Annotated in this window: 17 protein-coding genes; 7 read left to right on the top strand and 10 right to left on the bottom strand. The window is 48.1% G+C overall.

What is annotated here, in order from left to right:
- Positions 1 to 19: 19 nt before the first annotated feature.
- The 6 genes from M3P05_RS13055 to ftsY form a co-directional block, all read right to left on the bottom strand.
- Positions 20 to 238, bottom strand: a complete 219-nt coding sequence (locus M3P05_RS13055) for a VF530 family protein (protein WP_249700152.1) — start codon at positions 236 to 238, stop codon at positions 20 to 22.
- A gap of 29 nt (positions 239 to 267) precedes the next feature.
- Positions 268 to 1,125 carry an RNA polymerase sigma factor RpoH gene (rpoH, locus tag M3P05_RS13050; RefSeq protein WP_249700151.1) on the bottom strand — a complete coding sequence of 286 codons (858 nt, stop codon included), beginning with the start codon at positions 1,123 to 1,125 and terminating at the stop codon, positions 268 to 270.
- A 186-nt stretch (positions 1,126 to 1,311) separates the two neighbouring features.
- On the bottom strand, positions 1,312 to 2,742 hold the full coding sequence (locus tag M3P05_RS13045) for a hypothetical protein (protein ID WP_249700150.1): 1,431 nt from the start codon (positions 2,740 to 2,742) through the stop codon (positions 1,312 to 1,314).
- 91 nt (positions 2,743 to 2,833) lie between these two features.
- Positions 2,834 to 3,943 (bottom strand): permease-like cell division protein FtsX, encoded by a 1,110-nt coding sequence (gene ftsX, locus M3P05_RS13040; protein WP_249700149.1) that lies wholly within the window; start codon positions 3,941 to 3,943, stop codon positions 2,834 to 2,836.
- Positions 3,940 to 4,611 (bottom strand): cell division ATP-binding protein FtsE, encoded by a 672-nt coding sequence (gene ftsE / locus M3P05_RS13035; RefSeq protein WP_249700148.1) that lies wholly within the window; start codon positions 4,609 to 4,611, stop codon positions 3,940 to 3,942. Before ftsE ends, ftsX begins: the two co-directional genes overlap by 4 nt.
- Before the next feature lie 33 nt (positions 4,612 to 4,644).
- Positions 4,645 to 5,964, bottom strand: a complete 1,320-nt coding sequence (gene ftsY, locus M3P05_RS13030; protein WP_249700146.1) for a signal recognition particle-docking protein FtsY — start codon at positions 5,962 to 5,964, stop codon at positions 4,645 to 4,647.
- A gap of 931 nt (positions 5,965 to 6,895) precedes the next feature.
- Between ftsY and rsmD the strand changes: the two genes are divergently transcribed.
- Positions 6,896 to 7,483, top strand: a complete 588-nt coding sequence (gene rsmD / locus M3P05_RS13025) for a 16S rRNA (guanine(966)-N(2))-methyltransferase RsmD (protein ID WP_249700145.1) — start codon at positions 6,896 to 6,898, stop codon at positions 7,481 to 7,483.
- Complete coding sequence (locus tag M3P05_RS13020; protein WP_249700144.1) at positions 7,407 to 8,489, top strand: hydrolase; 1,083 nt, start codon at positions 7,407 to 7,409, stop codon at positions 8,487 to 8,489. Before rsmD ends, M3P05_RS13020 begins: the two co-directional genes overlap by 77 nt.
- Positions 8,490 to 8,511: 22 nt before the next feature.
- Here the strand turns inward: M3P05_RS13020 and M3P05_RS13015 are convergent, their stop codons facing one another.
- On the bottom strand, positions 8,512 to 8,928 hold the full coding sequence (locus tag M3P05_RS13015) for a hypothetical protein (protein ID WP_249700143.1): 417 nt from the start codon (positions 8,926 to 8,928) through the stop codon (positions 8,512 to 8,514).
- A gap of 116 nt (positions 8,929 to 9,044) precedes the next feature.
- Positions 9,045 to 9,329, bottom strand: coding sequence for a hypothetical protein (locus M3P05_RS13010; RefSeq protein WP_249700142.1), 285 nt, complete (start codon positions 9,327 to 9,329; stop codon positions 9,045 to 9,047).
- A gap of 153 nt (positions 9,330 to 9,482) precedes the next feature.
- Here M3P05_RS13010 and M3P05_RS13005 point away from each other — a divergent pair, with 153 nt between their 5' ends.
- Together M3P05_RS13005 and M3P05_RS13000 are read left to right on the top strand one after the other, a co-directional pair.
- Positions 9,483 to 9,821 (top strand): hypothetical protein, encoded by a 339-nt coding sequence (locus M3P05_RS13005; protein WP_249700141.1) that lies wholly within the window; start codon positions 9,483 to 9,485, stop codon positions 9,819 to 9,821.
- A gap of 260 nt (positions 9,822 to 10,081) precedes the next feature.
- Positions 10,082 to 10,351, top strand: a complete 270-nt coding sequence (locus M3P05_RS13000) for a DUF411 domain-containing protein (protein ID WP_249700140.1) — start codon at positions 10,082 to 10,084, stop codon at positions 10,349 to 10,351.
- A gap of 317 nt (positions 10,352 to 10,668) precedes the next feature.
- On the opposite strand, the gene M3P05_RS12995 is transcribed toward M3P05_RS13000, so the two are convergent.
- Entirely contained in the window at positions 10,669 to 11,142 is a 474-nt protein-coding gene (locus tag M3P05_RS12995; protein WP_249700138.1) for a hypothetical protein, read from the bottom strand.
- 174 nt (positions 11,143 to 11,316) lie between these two features.
- On the opposite strand from M3P05_RS12995, the gene M3P05_RS12990 reads away from it, so the two are divergent.
- From M3P05_RS12990 to M3P05_RS12980, 3 genes are all read left to right on the top strand, one after another.
- A complete protein-coding gene (locus M3P05_RS12990; protein WP_249700137.1) occupies positions 11,317 to 12,027 on the top strand; it encodes a hypothetical protein in 711 nt (236 codons plus the stop codon).
- Positions 12,028 to 12,461: 434 nt separating this feature from the next.
- Positions 12,462 to 12,944, top strand: coding sequence for a 5-(carboxyamino)imidazole ribonucleotide mutase (purE, locus tag M3P05_RS12985; RefSeq protein ID WP_249700135.1), 483 nt, complete (start codon positions 12,462 to 12,464; stop codon positions 12,942 to 12,944).
- Between the two features lie 54 nt (positions 12,945 to 12,998).
- On the top strand, positions 12,999 to 14,153 hold the full coding sequence (locus M3P05_RS12980; protein WP_332842014.1) for a 5-(carboxyamino)imidazole ribonucleotide synthase: 1,155 nt from the start codon (positions 12,999 to 13,001) through the stop codon (positions 14,151 to 14,153).
- Here M3P05_RS12980 and M3P05_RS12975 read toward each other — a convergent pair.
- Positions 14,096 to 14,296: a hypothetical protein gene (locus M3P05_RS12975; RefSeq protein WP_249700132.1), complete on the bottom strand. Its 201-nt coding sequence runs from the start codon at positions 14,294 to 14,296 to the stop codon at positions 14,096 to 14,098. The genes M3P05_RS12980 and M3P05_RS12975 overlap by 58 nt on opposite strands.
- Positions 14,297 to 14,321: the final 25 nt, after the last annotated feature.

Genomic DNA, 14,321 nt, shown 5'->3' with positions numbered 1-14,321 from the left:
TGCCAGCTAGAAAATCTTTCTAGCTGGCCATATTCAGAAACAGATCTTCTGCTTTTTTCCTGGCCCAGGGTGTTTTGCGCAGGAACTTAAGGCTGGATTTCACAGACGGATTATTATTGAAACAACGAATATTGATCCGTCGTCCCAGCTCATCCCACCCGTAGTAATCAACGAGAGTCACAACAATCCGCTCCAGGGTGACACCATGGAGCGGGTTATTCGGTTGGTGTTGGGTCATAAAGGAATTGCGGTGGAAGCCTGAAGGAATCAGGCTGCCAATACACCTTTCAGTTTCTTGAGGGCATTCTTTTCCAGCTGACGGATACGTTCAGCGGAAACACTATAGCGGGCTGCCAGTTCGTGGAGAGTGGCCTTGTTGCCATCATCCAGCCAGCGGCTTTTGAGGATATCCTGGCTACGCTCATCCAGAGTTGCCAGAGCATTCAGCAGGCGCATGGTGGAGTTGTCACTCCAGTCAGCCTCTTCCAGCTGAGCAGAAGGATCAGCACCACGGTCTTCCAGATAATGAGCTGGTGCCTGGTAGGCTGTATCGCTGTCATCATCGGCATAGCCGTCAAATGCGGTATCCTGGCCAGCCATACGGCTTTCCATTTCCTGAACCACACTCGGGTCTACGCCAAGATCCTTGGCGACAGCGTCGGTTTCTTCCTGGTTCAGCCAGCCCAGACGCTTCTTGCTGGAACGCAGATTGAAGAACAGTTTGCGCTGGGACTTGGTGGTTGCGACTTTCACAATCCGCCAGTTGCGCAGAATAAATTCGTGAATCTCGGCCTTAACCCAATGAACGGCAAAAGAGACCAGACGGACTCCGACTTCCGGGTTAAAGCGGCGTACGGCTTTCATCAGGCCAACATTGCCTTCCTGAATCAGGTCAGACTGGGCCAAGCCATAGCCAGAGTAGCTCTTGGCGATATGTACCACGAAACGCAGGTGAGACATTACCAGCTGACGTGCAGCTTCAAGATCATTCTCATAGTAGAGACGATCTGCAATTTCCTTCTCCTGGTCGGCAGACAACACAGCAATACTGCTGACAGCATGGATGTAGGCATCAATGTTCTGCCCTGGTGTCAGAAGGTCAACTGGTTGAAGGCTGGTACCCATCAACAACATACTCCAAATAATAAGTAGATGGCGATATTACCACTGTTTCTATAGCTAATTATACAGGAAAAGCGGCCAAATCAGCTCTTTATACACTTTGATACAACCTGCCCAATCTTGGGACAGCTACTTACAGGCGAGGCATAAAAATAGGGGGAAATTGAGGTTTTTTTTATAACGACCAGGTTACTTTTGGTGACCATTCAAACTATTCCAGAGAGTATTCGTAGCCGTCAGTACCCGTGAGGGGTTCATGTAGATAAGAGCAGCCAAAAAACCCACCCCGGTAACAGCTGTTCCTGCAGCAACAGCAGCAGCCCCGGTTCCAAAGGCCAGCAATGAGCCAAATGGAACACCATAGGGAAGAAGCATAATCCCCAGCAAAGCCCCGATACTGGTCATAAGTGACAGGTTGGGCGCATGCTGAACCGCATGTCCCATCCCCCTGCCAAACAGGCTTATTCCGGCCCCAAGATAGGAAACCAGCCGTCCTCCCATACTCAGGGCCGAGCCAAACATGGACTGCAGAGCCACCATAGGAAGAAGGGTATCCGGTGTATCGTAAATAGCCCAGGCATCCATCGTTGTGTGGGCAAGAATGGGCAGTAACACCCCGAGGGTGATTCCAACTCCAACTGTTGTCGCGACGGCAGCAGAAGCCAGCAGTTTCCCCATCACCAGAACAGTTGCAGTGGTTGCAACGACTCCCCCCAGTGAGACTCGGGACAGCATATCCCAGAAATGTCCGTAATAGCGTGGAAAAACATCTTCAATCTGTACAACTTCCACATATCGTGCGTAACCATAGCTGGCATAACTGGCCAGAGTGTCAGCGCGAAGATGGTAGGCTTCAGAGCTGTTGGTAAGCAGAAAGAAATCATTGCTGTCCATTCGCCCCAGTTCCATAGCGGCACTGGCGGCCTGCTGGTGCCCCTCTGCCGAATAGGCCAGAACACGGCTGTTACCCAGGCGGATCACCGTATCCTGATTGCGATTCACAATGGCTGTAAAGCCATGGGGTTGGGAGAGGAATCCATGATATCTGAGCAGGTTTCCCAGCTGCCTCCAGCGTTCTGTCTGCATTGCAAAACAGGCAACTCTGGCTTTGGTTTTCGAGCCAGCGGCCTGCTTTTCAGCAACTTCCAGAGAGCTGTTGTCTGTTTTCTGCGGAGCCATTAATAACTCCCGGCCGGCATCAGGCAGATCTTCTTCAGAGACCAGGGTCATATTGACCTGCTCATCCCAGTTCAATACCCGGTTGCCGAGGTAGTAGAGATCATTTCTTCGATGCAATGTTGTCAGGAGTGGTCCGGGATTTCCCAGGTAACAGATTTGAGACTGGAGGTTTTCCAGCTGATCCTGCAGTTCGTTTTCTTCAAAGCCTGAGAGGTCGGTGGCTCCCTGGTATATACCCGTCCAGTCGGACATCAGATATCGTCCCTGCTGAGCCAGGTCACCCAGTGAACCGGAAATATCAGGAAGCCAGTTCTGAAAGGATTCCAGAATGCTGCGGTCTCCACCCTCTACTTCCGGGTACTGCATGGAAGCAGCAGTCACAGAGCTGAGGAAAGTGGCTACGGCAATAAAGAACCACCAGCATAGGAATCTTACCCGCACAGGAGAGACCTGCTATTTGCCCAAGAGTCAGCTATGACACCCTGATCAGAAAGCAGGTTCAGATAGAAAAGATGAAATTCGTTATCGACTGTTACGGGTCAATCGCTCTGAGTTGCCGCCAGCTTGTAAAGAAAGCTCCGGTTACACCCAGCAAAACACTTCCAAAAATGACCGTAACCGTTGTGGCAAAGTCAGGAAAACTCATCTGGAACGAACTTTGATAAAGACTTGCAAGAGAATTGGCAGAATCCGCCAGCATAAACCACAGGCAGGCAGTCACCAGCCAGGCCAGAACACCACCAAGCAGGCCATACCAGAAACCACTGTATAAAAACGGCATCATGACAAAGCTGTCGGAACCACCCACCAGCTTAACAACTTTAATCTCTTCTTTACGGTTAACAACCAGCAAACGAATGGTATTTCCTACAGCCAGAAGCACTGACAGAACGACCAGAGTCGTTAAACCATTCAGAGCGCGTTCCCCCAGCTCAAGCATGGCATGCAGGCGCTTAAGCCACTCGTTATCGACTCTGATATCGTTGACTTCACCAAGCCTGCCCAGCCGGTTCTGAAGATTGCTGACAGCCAGGGGAGTTGTATCTTTTGGCTCTACTTCCAGAACACCTGGTAGCGGATTATCATCAAGTAAGTCCAATGCCTGCCCAAGACCAGAGAATTTCTCGAATTCCGCCAGCCCCTGCTTGGGTGAAATATACGTCACTTTATTGATAGCTGGATCACCCTGAAGATCCTTTTTAAGATCCAGAGCCTTGGTATTACTCAACCCTTCATCAAGGTAGAGTGCCAGACGCACAACAGAACTTGTACCACCTGCTGCAGCCTGAAGGTTTTCCAATGTCATGGACAATGTGGCGGGCAGCGCCAAGGTTATACCAAGCACAAGAATGGTCATCAAACTTGCTATTGGCGTTACCATTATTCGGGACAAAGCTTCTCCGGCAACCTGGCGGTGTAAAGCAAAAATGATTTTCCAGTGCTGGGCAGACGAGCCGGTTTCCCGTTTTTTTGCACCTCTTCTCGCTTTGTGTTTCGCTGTATTGTTCTGCTCTGCTTTCTGTTTGGCGTTATGCGCTGCAGAATGATCTAGCTCTATCTGGGGAGTTCTGCGCCAGGTCGTTACAGCCGCTTTACGGCCAGACCTGTCTTTCGCTTTCCCATCTTTTACTTTCTGAATCATGCCATCTGCTCCTGCTGGTTATACAGATGACCTTTATCAAGGGTGATGACCCTGTGCCCCATACGTTTAACCAGACCCAGATCATGGGTAGCAATCAGAATCGTAGTCCCTGCCTGATTGAACATATGAAAGCGCTGCATGATATCTGCAGAAAGATCAGGGTCGAGATTACCGGTTGGTTCATCCGCCAGCAGAACTGCCGGGCGGTTAACCATGGCACGGGCAATACCAACCCGCTGTTGTTCACCGCCGGACAGTGCCAGAGGGTTCAGCTTTTCACGATCCAGCAGCCCAACCATATCGAGGGCAGCTCGAACACGCTTACCAATATCATTAGGGTTATAGCCGGATACCAACAGTGGAATGGCAACATTGTCGTAAACAGTGCGGTCAAACAGGAGCTGGTGATCCTGAAAAACCACACCAATATTACGACGCAGGGCAGGTATCTGGCCCCGGCGCAGCTTGGACAGCATATAGCCACCAACCCACACCTGACCGCTGGTTGGCCGTTCCATCAACATGATCAGCTTCAACAGGGTGCTTTTTCCAGCACCGGAATGGCCGGTCAAGAAGGCCATCTCCCCGCGTTCAAGGCGCAGGGTTATGTCATCCAGACCAATATGTTCGTTGGAAAAGCGCTTACAGACTTTTTCAAAGATAATCACTGGCCACTCCCTGCCCTGTCAGTCAGATCATGCTCAAAGGTCAAGATCCGCAAAAAGCGCATCGACAAACTCTTTGGCTTTGAACGGACGCAGATCTTCGATCTGCTCACCAACACCAAGGAAACGAATCGGGAGACTCATCTCCTGAGACAGGGCGAAGGTTACCCCCCCCTTAGCAGTGCCATCTAACTTGGTCAGTGCCATACCGGTCAGACCTACAGTCTTGTCGAACAGGTGCGCCTGACTCAGGGCATTTTGACCAGTACCGGCATCAACAACCAGCAGAACTTCATGGGGAGCTTCCGGATCGATCTTGCCAAGCACCCGCTTCACCTTCTTCAGCTCTTCCATCAGGTTGTCTTTGTTATGCAGACGACCTGCGGTATCCGCTATCAGGATATCCATCTGGCGGGCCTTGGCGGCTTCAAAGGCATCATAAAGAACCGAGGCAGAGTCAGCACCGGTATGCTGGGCAACAACAGGAATATCGTTACGCTCACCCCAGACCTGTAGCTGTTCAACGGCAGCCGCACGGAAGGTATCACCAGCTGCCAGCATCACCTTCTTACCGTCGTTCTGGAACTGACGGGCCATTTTGCCGATGGTGGTGGTCTTACCCACACCATTAACACCCACAACCAGAATCACGAAAGGCTTTTTGCTGGTATCAATAACCAGAGGCTTATCAGCAGGCTCAAGTATCTTGCCAAGTTCAGCCTTCAGCGCATTGACCAGCGCATCTGCATCATCCAGTTCTTTATAGGCGACACGCTGGGTCAGGCCATCAATGATCTGACGTGTTGCCTCAATACCCACATCGGAAACAAGCAGCTGGGTTTCCAGGTCTTCCAGCAGCTCATCATCAATTTCCTTCTTACCGATGAACAGGGTGGTAACCCCCTGCACCAGAGAAGAGCGGGTTTTGGCCAGGCCGGATTTCATCCGGGAGAAGAAACCATTCGTTTCAGCAACGGGCTCTTCTGCGGGCATGGATTGAGGCTGAGGTTCAGGAACTGGTGCAGTTTGAACAGGAGCAGCAGGTTCAGGCTTCTCAACCTTCTCGATTGGCTCTACTGGTTCTGCTGATAGCTGTACAGTGGCTTCAGCAACAGCAGCTTCAACAGGAGAAGGCTCTTCCAGCTGTTTTTCCTGTTCCGCAACAGGCTGCTGGGCTACTGGCTCAGCGGGCTGGGACGGTTCAACGGCTGGAGCAGGGGCGGTCTCTTCCGGAGCCTCGGTTTTTACATCTTCAACCGGTTGTGTTGGCTCGACGGAGGCCTCTTCGCTCTTGCGACCCCAAGGCCAGAAACGCTTTTTGCGACTGGCTGATTTATCGTCTTTTTTGGAAAACATCGTATAAGAAAATTCCCGCATTCCGCAGTGTAACGGGTGAAACAGCGGGTAATATTAACACCTCCTCTCCTTTCATGGCATAGAGAGGTGCCTGCAGCATAAAGAATGTTGTTCAGTTGGAGCTGATGGCTGTAGGACATGGTTAGTTATTCTTTCTTTTCCGTTAGTCATATCGCATCTGATTCAGGGCAAACGCATAATCATTCTTTGATCAAGCCAAGCACATGACAGAGACACTCTTCGCTCCATACCCATTACAGGTACTTCCTCACTACTACGAGCAACTCCGCTCCAGTACCACGCATCGGTACTCTCATACTCATCAATTCAGTGATTTGTATTTCTCCCTTAGCATCGTGATGACTGGTTCCCGCAGTTTCCACGGAAAGCCCGATATAGAGTCGCGCCCACTATAACGCCGGACACCGCCTGCACAGCATTCGGAATTCACCTGCAGACTTGTCCCGAGAGATAGAAACGCCCCCGGTTTTGATGTCAGTCTCTGGATTACGACGCGTCCACATAGGTTCGCCTAAACTCGCCTCTCTATACCACACCTGCCAGCTTCATGAGGTGGTTTGGAGCCGGTCTCCGACAACAGACTCCGGTGGGCCTGCCACCATCTTTCCGTGAGCTTTCCACAATTCAGCAGTTCTTCCTTAAGCCGCTAAGATGCCCTGCCATTCCTTGTGGGTAGACAGTAAGTTGAGATCGTTAGGAATGTCATGAGAGGGAGAGTCGAAAATCATGTATCAAAAACACATCATTCTACAGGTTAGTGAACGGAGCTATGTAGACCCAAGGGCGAGTATCCCGTTATTACAGCTCACCTAGATGAGAATGAGAATACTGATGCGTAAGCCCTGTCTTTATTGCCGACTGGAAACAGGATTCATAGTAGAATGGATCTTTTGATCTGATTTCATCATTCATGCCCCGCAAACGTAAAACGACCTCCCATAACGGAGCTGGCCGCCTGCGAATTATTGGCGGAGACTGGAGAAGCCGTCAGCTTCCCGTGGCCTCCGTTGAAGGACTTCGCCCCACTCCAGACCGTGTTCGTGAAACAGTCTATAACTGGCTGACCGGCTGGGTCGCCGGTGCACGCTGTCTTGATGTCTTCTCTGGTACTGGTGCTCTCGGACTGGAGGCTCTGTCACGAGGAGCAGCGCACACAACCTTTCTGGAGTTTTCTCCCATTGCTGCCCGCATGCTGAAGGACAACCTGAATACTCTGAAATGTAACAATGCCGAAGTGATTCAGACGGATGCCAGCCTTTGGCTGAATCAACCCGCGACCGAAGGTTATGACCTGATTTTCCTTGATCCCCCTTTCAATAAAGGGATGCTGGCACCAGCCTGCAGGCAGCTGGCTGAAAATGGTTATTTAAAAGAAGATGTTGTAATTTACGTGGAAACAGAAGCCACCCTGGGACAACCGGATGTTCCAGATAACTGGCAACTATGGAAAGAGAAGGGAGCAGGACAACTGGTCTCCCGCCTTTATCGAACAAATTGATTCTGGTTTTCACATGTCTGCCGGACATTTGCCTTTTCAAACAGCGCCATGGTTATCCAGTGCTCATATGCAAACGCTGTGGTCTCCTCTGTTTCGACGGCAGGAAATTCCTGAACGTCACCGTGAAAGGCTGGAGCTGGCAGACGGCGACTTTATCAACCTCGACTGGTTTGGACCTGAAGACGGGAAAAAGCCCTTAACGATTCTTCTCCACGGCCTGACCGGATGCTCCCAGTCAAAATATATTGTCGGGCTCCAGCGGGCACTGGCCGGTGAAGGGCTGCCCAGTGTCGCTATGAATTTTCGGGGCTGTGGTGGCGAACCTAACAATTTGACTGTTGGTTATCACTCGGGAATCAGCAGTGATTTGAAGCTGGTGCTTAATGAGTTAAGCAGCCGTTTTCCAGGAAGAACCTTGCGGGCTGTTGGCTACTCACTTGGCGGCAATGTTCTGCTCAAATACCAAGGGGAAAACGGGGGTAAAAGCCTGTTGGATGCGGCAGTTGCTGTTTCTGTTCCTTTTGAGCTTGACCAATGCTCAAGGCGTATAGACCAGGGCTTTTCAAGAGTCTATCGCAACCGCTTTATGCAGGAGCTGAAAGAGTATGTCGCCGTCAAGAAAGAGCACTTCCGCAAGCATGACTGGCACGACAGATTGAAAACTATGGATGAGCTGGGTTGTGTGGAGAATCTAACAACCTTCTACGAATACGATGACCAGGTGACAGCCCCGCTGCATGGTTATTCCAGCGCTGAAGACTATTACCGGAAGTGCAGCTCCCGTGGGTTTCTGGGACATATCACCAAGCCAACTCTTATCCTGCAGGCTTCTGATGACCCATTTTTATTTACGTACTCAGTCCCTGAACAGGATGAGTTAAGCAGCAGCACTCAGATGGAACTTTCCTCAGGTGGAGGACATGTTGGTTTTATCAGTAGTGATGGTTTGAAACCTGTTTACTGGTTAGAGCAAAGAATTCCACAGTTTCTTAGAGGCTATCCATAATTACGCTGCTGTGTGAAAGGTTTTAGAAACCATACATTCTTGCATAGGATTTGCCTAAAGATTTATAGAGCGCTCTTCTCTTTTCCTCTACCTCCGGGGAAACTTTCTCATTTGGATCGATCGGTCTGTAGTATGTGTAACCACCAGCTGATACTTCTTCAAGCTTCGCATTTTTCAAATCTTGTTTTCTTATTCCTTCATCTCGGATTCTTTTCGCAAAATCTCTTATTTCAGATGGGCTTCTTAAAGTGAATTTAAGAATCTTATTATTTCTCTCGTAGTTATGAATAACCTCCATATCAGTTCTTTCATCAGTCACAGAGAGAGAATCCCTTTCATAAGAAGACAAATCAAAAGAAACCAGAGACAATAAAAATATATGGAGTATTGATAAGTGTCTTTTACCTGATATATCAGAAAATAAAATTGTATTACTCATGATCATGCTTGCTTAAGGCTTGAAGCACATCCTGTGCACGGGATTTTCAGTGTAGAAGGCTATGTCAGAAATAAAGCTTCAATAACTTGCGGGTATGTACGATTTATCAGTTTCTTTTAGTTGTCAGTATCAAAACTGTTGACCAGATTATTCTTTTCCAGAGCCTTGTACACTTTTGTTGATATTCGAGCCAGTTTACTGACATCACCCAGCTTTGGCTTTCCGCCCTGTTCAATAAAAAGGCTCCACTCACTCAGCTCCTGATCCAGAAACTCCAGCAGCTTTTTTGAACACCCTTTACAGGTTCCACTGCATAGCTCTGTTTCTGACAGCCCGAAGGGGATGACTTTTCTGACTTCCGCAATCAGATCCGTCATAGCTGTTTGGGTATCCGGTTTCATACCTGTCTATCAGTGGGTGATTATCGATTGACCAGATGTTGCCGAAAGTGTTCTCATTACACAATCCTTATTCCTGTACTCAAGGTAACGATGATTCACAGTCAGCACCATAGATCTATCTGCACAGCCCTGATCGCTGTGATGATACTGTCTGTGCTGCAACTTTGTGTGATGCCTGCAGTCAAGGCAGCGCCAGCCTTGGCAGAAAGCGTTCAGGAAACGGTTATGGATATGGAGCTCCATGACTGCTGCCTTGATAACACGCCTATTCTGGAAATGGATGAAACCTGCCCGGAATGTGTCAGTATCAGCTCAGCGTTGAAGATCCAGCCGCTGGATAATGCAGAGCCAATATTTGCCCTGCTTTATGTTGTTGCCCCGCTAGTAATCACCCAACCACGAAAGCTTCATCAATGGTTGTCTAATACCGAGCCTGACATGCTGGCTCTGAGGCCCGATATCTATCTGGCCAATGCCACTTTCCTGGAATAGATCACATTCTCCGCTTTCAGATCATTGCGATGAGTCTGAACAATCAACTTGAAATTTTTATATCCAGTAAATGTGGAGAATGCAGCATGTCTGCCATCAAGAAACTGATTATCAGCACAGTTCTGGGATTTGCATCCCTGAGTGCACTGGCTCTTGAGCCGTTACCCGTTATCGATGTCTACAAGTCTCCAACCTGAGGCTGCTGTGATGGCTGGGTCAGTCATTTAAAAGACAATGGTTTTACTGTTAGAAACCATAATGTGAAGGATGTCACCGCCTATAAACAAAAAGCGCAGTTACCAAGGGGACTGGGAGGCTGTCATACCGCTTTTGTCGATGATTATGCTATTGAAGGTCATGTACCGGCATCCGATATCAAACGACTGCTGGAGCAGAAGTCTGATGTCAGAGGCCTGGCTGTACCGGGTATGCCAATGGGATCACCCGGCATGGAGTATGGTAAAAAGGTTCCTTATGAGACCTTCAGCTATACAGCTGAGGGAGAAGTAAGCGTTTTTGCCTCTCACTGATTAATCATTATTTGTTCAAATCAACAGTGACTCTTTCGAGTCACTGTTGATGCATTGATAGAAATTAAACCCACAGCAGATAGAATAAAAACAAAATCACGACCCAATACTGAATCGAGATTACATATCGCAACCTTGATTTTACAACGAACAGATGATGATAGTCTCATTAGTACAATACTTCGGACACTTTTAGGCAGCAATAGCTCCGTAGCTACTGAGCTGCCTGTAGGTATCCATGTTTTTTTCGTCATTCAGGGATAAGCCATCGAAGGAAAGTATCATTTCTCAATTTACTGACAACATGCAAACCCGCTTCAACAACGGGGGGTTACAAACTTCTGCTTGAAATAATAACTATCAGCTGCAAGGTACTTGACGCCCTCTTCGAGAAGTTGTCCCGCGAGCTTGACCACCTGCTCTGCGTAAAGGTCAGCGCGTGTCTTACCTTCTTCATCAACGGTCTGTTCCGCATCAAGAGCATAGGCTGTATTGGATGATAAGCTGACCAGTGAAAGCAAAGAGATGTCCAAACCTTGTTCTGCTTTTCCAGCACAGCCGTTATAGAATACGCCGAGTCCATCCGTCTTCTTACCACTCTTGCGGACAAAACTGGCAACCACTGCTGCAATCCGCTCGTTGGTTGACGAAAGAGCATCAGAGAGGGTAAGCCAATTCAGCGCGACGAAGTCGAATGTACGACGAAACCAACGGCTGAAGCGTTTTTCACTGGCATCAGAATACCGGCTCAGGTTGCGGAACGTGGCTTTCCCCTGAAATACGGAATCCATGGGGGTAAATATCAGCGATAGACGATGTGGTATCTCTATTTTCGCTGATTTCCCCTGTGGTTATGCACCATATTGCAACAAAATATCAGATCATCAAACTTTCACATTTGAAGATGAACCCTGATTACGATTATTCTTGCTGAATACAAAAACAAGATAACCGGAAATCACTCAATGTTACCGCTATTCAAAGCAGAACTTATCAGAAAAGAAATTGCTGCAATCATTCTGCTTTCCCTGTCCTGGATCTTCTCTCAATCAGCGACAGCACTGGTTATTGAAGAAACGTCGTATGAAGAAGTTGAGAAACGTGCCGCAGAAGCTCAAAAACTCTACCAGCCACTTCTGGATCACTTCGAAACGATGCCTGAAGCTCCAGATTCAACGGCTTTTAACTCAGAAATAAGCATTGCCGAGCTTGTAGCGATATCAGAGGCATCTGATTCACAGAGACTTGCTTATTTTGACAAAAAATTTGGTGGCAGTATCGACAATGATGCCGGGAGGCAGGTTATCGCGTGGCTTTCCCGGCAAAACTCCCTTGAAAAAAATCTACTCAATAAATTAGGCAGTTATGTCCACAGTGATAACCCTGAATGTGGAAACCTGATCAATGTTTACCGCAACAAAATTATTTCTGTAAACGAAGATACAATTGATCACCTGAAGAAGTACAAGGACAATTACAAGGCTTTCAACTTTTTGATTCAGTGGATATTCAGCCTGGATTATGCCAACAGAGTCTATATCCGGCAGGAAGCGCTGATACTTACAAACATTTGCGTAAATCCCAACCCATTTATAACTGGTGATTTTCTCAGGGAGCCTTTGCCTGACTCAACCTACGTCGGAAAGTCAATTGAGCCTACCTTAAGAAAGTATTAAGCCAAATCAGACACAATAACCTTGTTAGTAGCCCTAACAAGGTTATTGTGTACATAGCCAGCGCTGTTTAGTTAAATAGTGGTTTAACCCAGTGACTTGCAATGCGATCTAAAGGCCCATCATCCGAAAAGGTTTCGGTCTTAAGGTAACGTTTCCAGCCAAGGTACTTTGAAAGGTTCTTTGTGCTTCCAAAAGACCACAATCCATGAAGGCAATCCAAAGCGAGCTGCCATCAATTCAGATACCGCAGGGATAAGGCCGATACCCAGAAAACAAAAAACTCATTTATTTCAATAAATTAAGAATCGATACCCAGAGTTTTGGATTTAAATCCATTTTCCATTGAAAGAACCAAAGCAAACTTTTCCAAACCTGATAAAATCCATTTCATGCAGCTCTAACCGTTTTTACGAATAACAACTCAGGACTATTAAATGACGACGGCTTTAGTTCATATTGTGATGGGCTCTCAGTCAGATTGGCCAACTATGAAAAAAGCAGCTGAAATCCTTGATCAGCTGCAAGTACCCTATATTGCCAAGGTGGTATCTGCCCATCGCACCCCAGATCGTCTCGTCGATTTTTCGAAAAATGCCGCTGACAAAGGCTGCAAAGTAATTATCGCCGGTGCCGGTGGTGCTGCTCATTTACCGGGAATGGTTGCTGCCATGACACATCTGCCTGTTGTCGCTGTGCCTGTCCAGAGCCGGACTCTGAGTGGTGTCGATAGCCTCCTTTCTATTGCCCAAATGCCAAAAGGTGTGGCTGTAGCCACTCAGGCCATTGGTGAAGCTGGTGCTGCAAATGCTGGCTTGATGGCTGCCCAGATTCTGGCTACGTCTGATAAAGCTCTCACCGGAAGGCTGATTGACTGGCGTGCTCGCCAGACCGAGCAGGTTCCCGAAGACGTTGAATAATTAAGCGATTAACTCTCATTTTGTGAGCCCGGCACAGGTATCAGTAATTTCATTATGCGTATTTCCATCATAGGCTGTGGACAGTTATCAAGGATGTTGGCATTGGCAGGCTGGCCAATGGGGTTTGAATTCAGCTTCCTGGCAGACCCAAGAGAATCTACCCGGTGTATATCCGGGCTTGGCAACACAGTTACCTTTGCTAATGGAATGTCTGCCGAGGAGATTTATAAAGCTCTGGGTCAGCCGGACGTCATCACTATTGAGCGTGAAGCCGTTGATGTTCCTTTACTTAAAGAGTTAAAAGCTTTTTGTCCTGTTTATCCTGATCCGGATATTGCCTGGACAATTCAAAACCGCCACCGCGAAAAATCACTAGTCCATGAACTAGGTCTTGCGACTTCTCCCTGGTCGCGTATTCAGGGTGAGGAATCACTGCCAGATGCAATAGAAGCCATTGGTGGTTTGCCGGTCGTAATCAAGTCAACAGAAGATGGTTATGACGGCCATAATCAGTGGGTTCTTGATACACCTGACCAGATTGCAGCTTTTGAATCAGACCGAAAGTTAATCCTGAAAGGTGAAAGCAAGCACAAACATTCTCTTCTTGAATGGATTGTTGAAAAGAAAATTTCATTTGAACGGGAAATCTCCGTTATCGGAGCACGAAATGTTGATGGAGACATCACCTCCTATATTCCGGGAGAAAATGTCCATCAAAACGGAATTCTTCATACAACAATAGTGCCTGCACCAAAGCTTTCAGAAACCATTCGGGCTAAAGCTGAAAACTACATCTCTACTTTGTTGGAGCAAACAGGGTATGCGGGAGTGCTGGCTGTCGAGTGCTTTGTGGTTGGTGATGATTTACTGATTAATGAGCTGGCGCCAAGAGTGCATAACAGTGGTCACTGGACCATGGATGGGGCCGATACCAGCCAGTTTGAAAATCATGTTCGGGCCATTGCCAATTTGCCTCTTGGCAGTACACAGCAATATGGCGTAGCGGGTATGCACAACCTGCTTGGAAAAACCCTATCTGACGACACAACGCCGCCAACGGCGCTAGTTAAGCCAAAGCAGTTCTTACACTGGTACGGAAAAACCTCCCGCCCGGGCAGGAAAATCGGCCATGTGAATGTACTGGCAAGCAGTCAGGAAGAGCTGGCTGAGAAGCTGGAAAGTGTTCGCAAACAGTGGTTTGATGCGTAATTAACAATACGGACTCCGGCAAACAGCACAACGACAAAGAAGACGACAGCAAACAGATGGTCGGCAGGCATCATCACCTTGTTCACTTTCTCAATACCGTTGGAGATACCCATCATGACAGCAAAGGTGATTGCCAGTGCCATAAAGTGCCAGCTGACACTGCCATAT

The sequence above is a fragment of the Parendozoicomonas callyspongiae genome, assembly GCF_023502345.1.
Classification (GTDB): domain Bacteria; phylum Pseudomonadota; class Gammaproteobacteria; order Pseudomonadales; family Endozoicomonadaceae; genus Sansalvadorimonas; species Sansalvadorimonas callyspongiae.
Note: the sequence above shows the minus strand (reverse complement) of the source record. Positions and strands in the feature narration are given on the sequence as shown.

What these genes read in the sequence shown, in the direction of transcription:
- M3P05_RS13055 (WP_249700152.1), bottom strand. Translation starts at nt 238, where the DNA reads ATGACCCAACACCAACCGAATAACCCGCTCCATGGTGTCACCCTGGAG.
- rpoH (WP_249700151.1), bottom strand. Translation starts at nt 1,125, where the DNA reads ATGGGTACCAGCCTTCAACCAGTTGACCTTCTGACACCAGGGCAGAAC.
- ftsX (WP_249700149.1), bottom strand. Translation starts at nt 3,943, where the DNA reads ATGATTCAGAAAGTAAAAGATGGGAAAGCGAAAGACAGGTCTGGCCGT.
- ftsY (WP_249700146.1), bottom strand. Translation starts at nt 5,964, where the DNA reads ATGTTTTCCAAAAAAGACGATAAATCAGCCAGTCGCAAAAAGCGTTTC.
- rsmD (WP_249700145.1), top strand. Translation starts at nt 6,896, where the DNA reads ATGCCCCGCAAACGTAAAACGACCTCCCATAACGGAGCTGGCCGCCTG.
- M3P05_RS13020 (WP_249700144.1), top strand. Translation starts at nt 7,407, where the DNA reads ATGTTCCAGATAACTGGCAACTATGGAAAGAGAAGGGAGCAGGACAAC.
- M3P05_RS13015 (WP_249700143.1), bottom strand. Translation starts at nt 8,928, where the DNA reads ATGAGTAATACAATTTTATTTTCTGATATATCAGGTAAAAGACACTTA.
- M3P05_RS13010 (WP_249700142.1), bottom strand. Translation starts at nt 9,329, where the DNA reads ATGAAACCGGATACCCAAACAGCTATGACGGATCTGATTGCGGAAGTC.
- M3P05_RS12995 (WP_249700138.1), bottom strand. Translation starts at nt 11,142, where the DNA reads ATGGATTCCGTATTTCAGGGGAAAGCCACGTTCCGCAACCTGAGCCGG.
- M3P05_RS12990 (WP_249700137.1), top strand. Translation starts at nt 11,317, where the DNA reads ATGTTACCGCTATTCAAAGCAGAACTTATCAGAAAAGAAATTGCTGCA.
- purE (WP_249700135.1), top strand. Translation starts at nt 12,462, where the DNA reads ATGACGACGGCTTTAGTTCATATTGTGATGGGCTCTCAGTCAGATTGG.
- M3P05_RS12980 (WP_332842014.1), top strand. Translation starts at nt 12,999, where the DNA reads ATGCGTATTTCCATCATAGGCTGTGGACAGTTATCAAGGATGTTGGCA.
- M3P05_RS12975 (WP_249700132.1), bottom strand. Translation starts at nt 14,296, where the DNA reads ATGGCACTGGCAATCACCTTTGCTGTCATGATGGGTATCTCCAACGGT.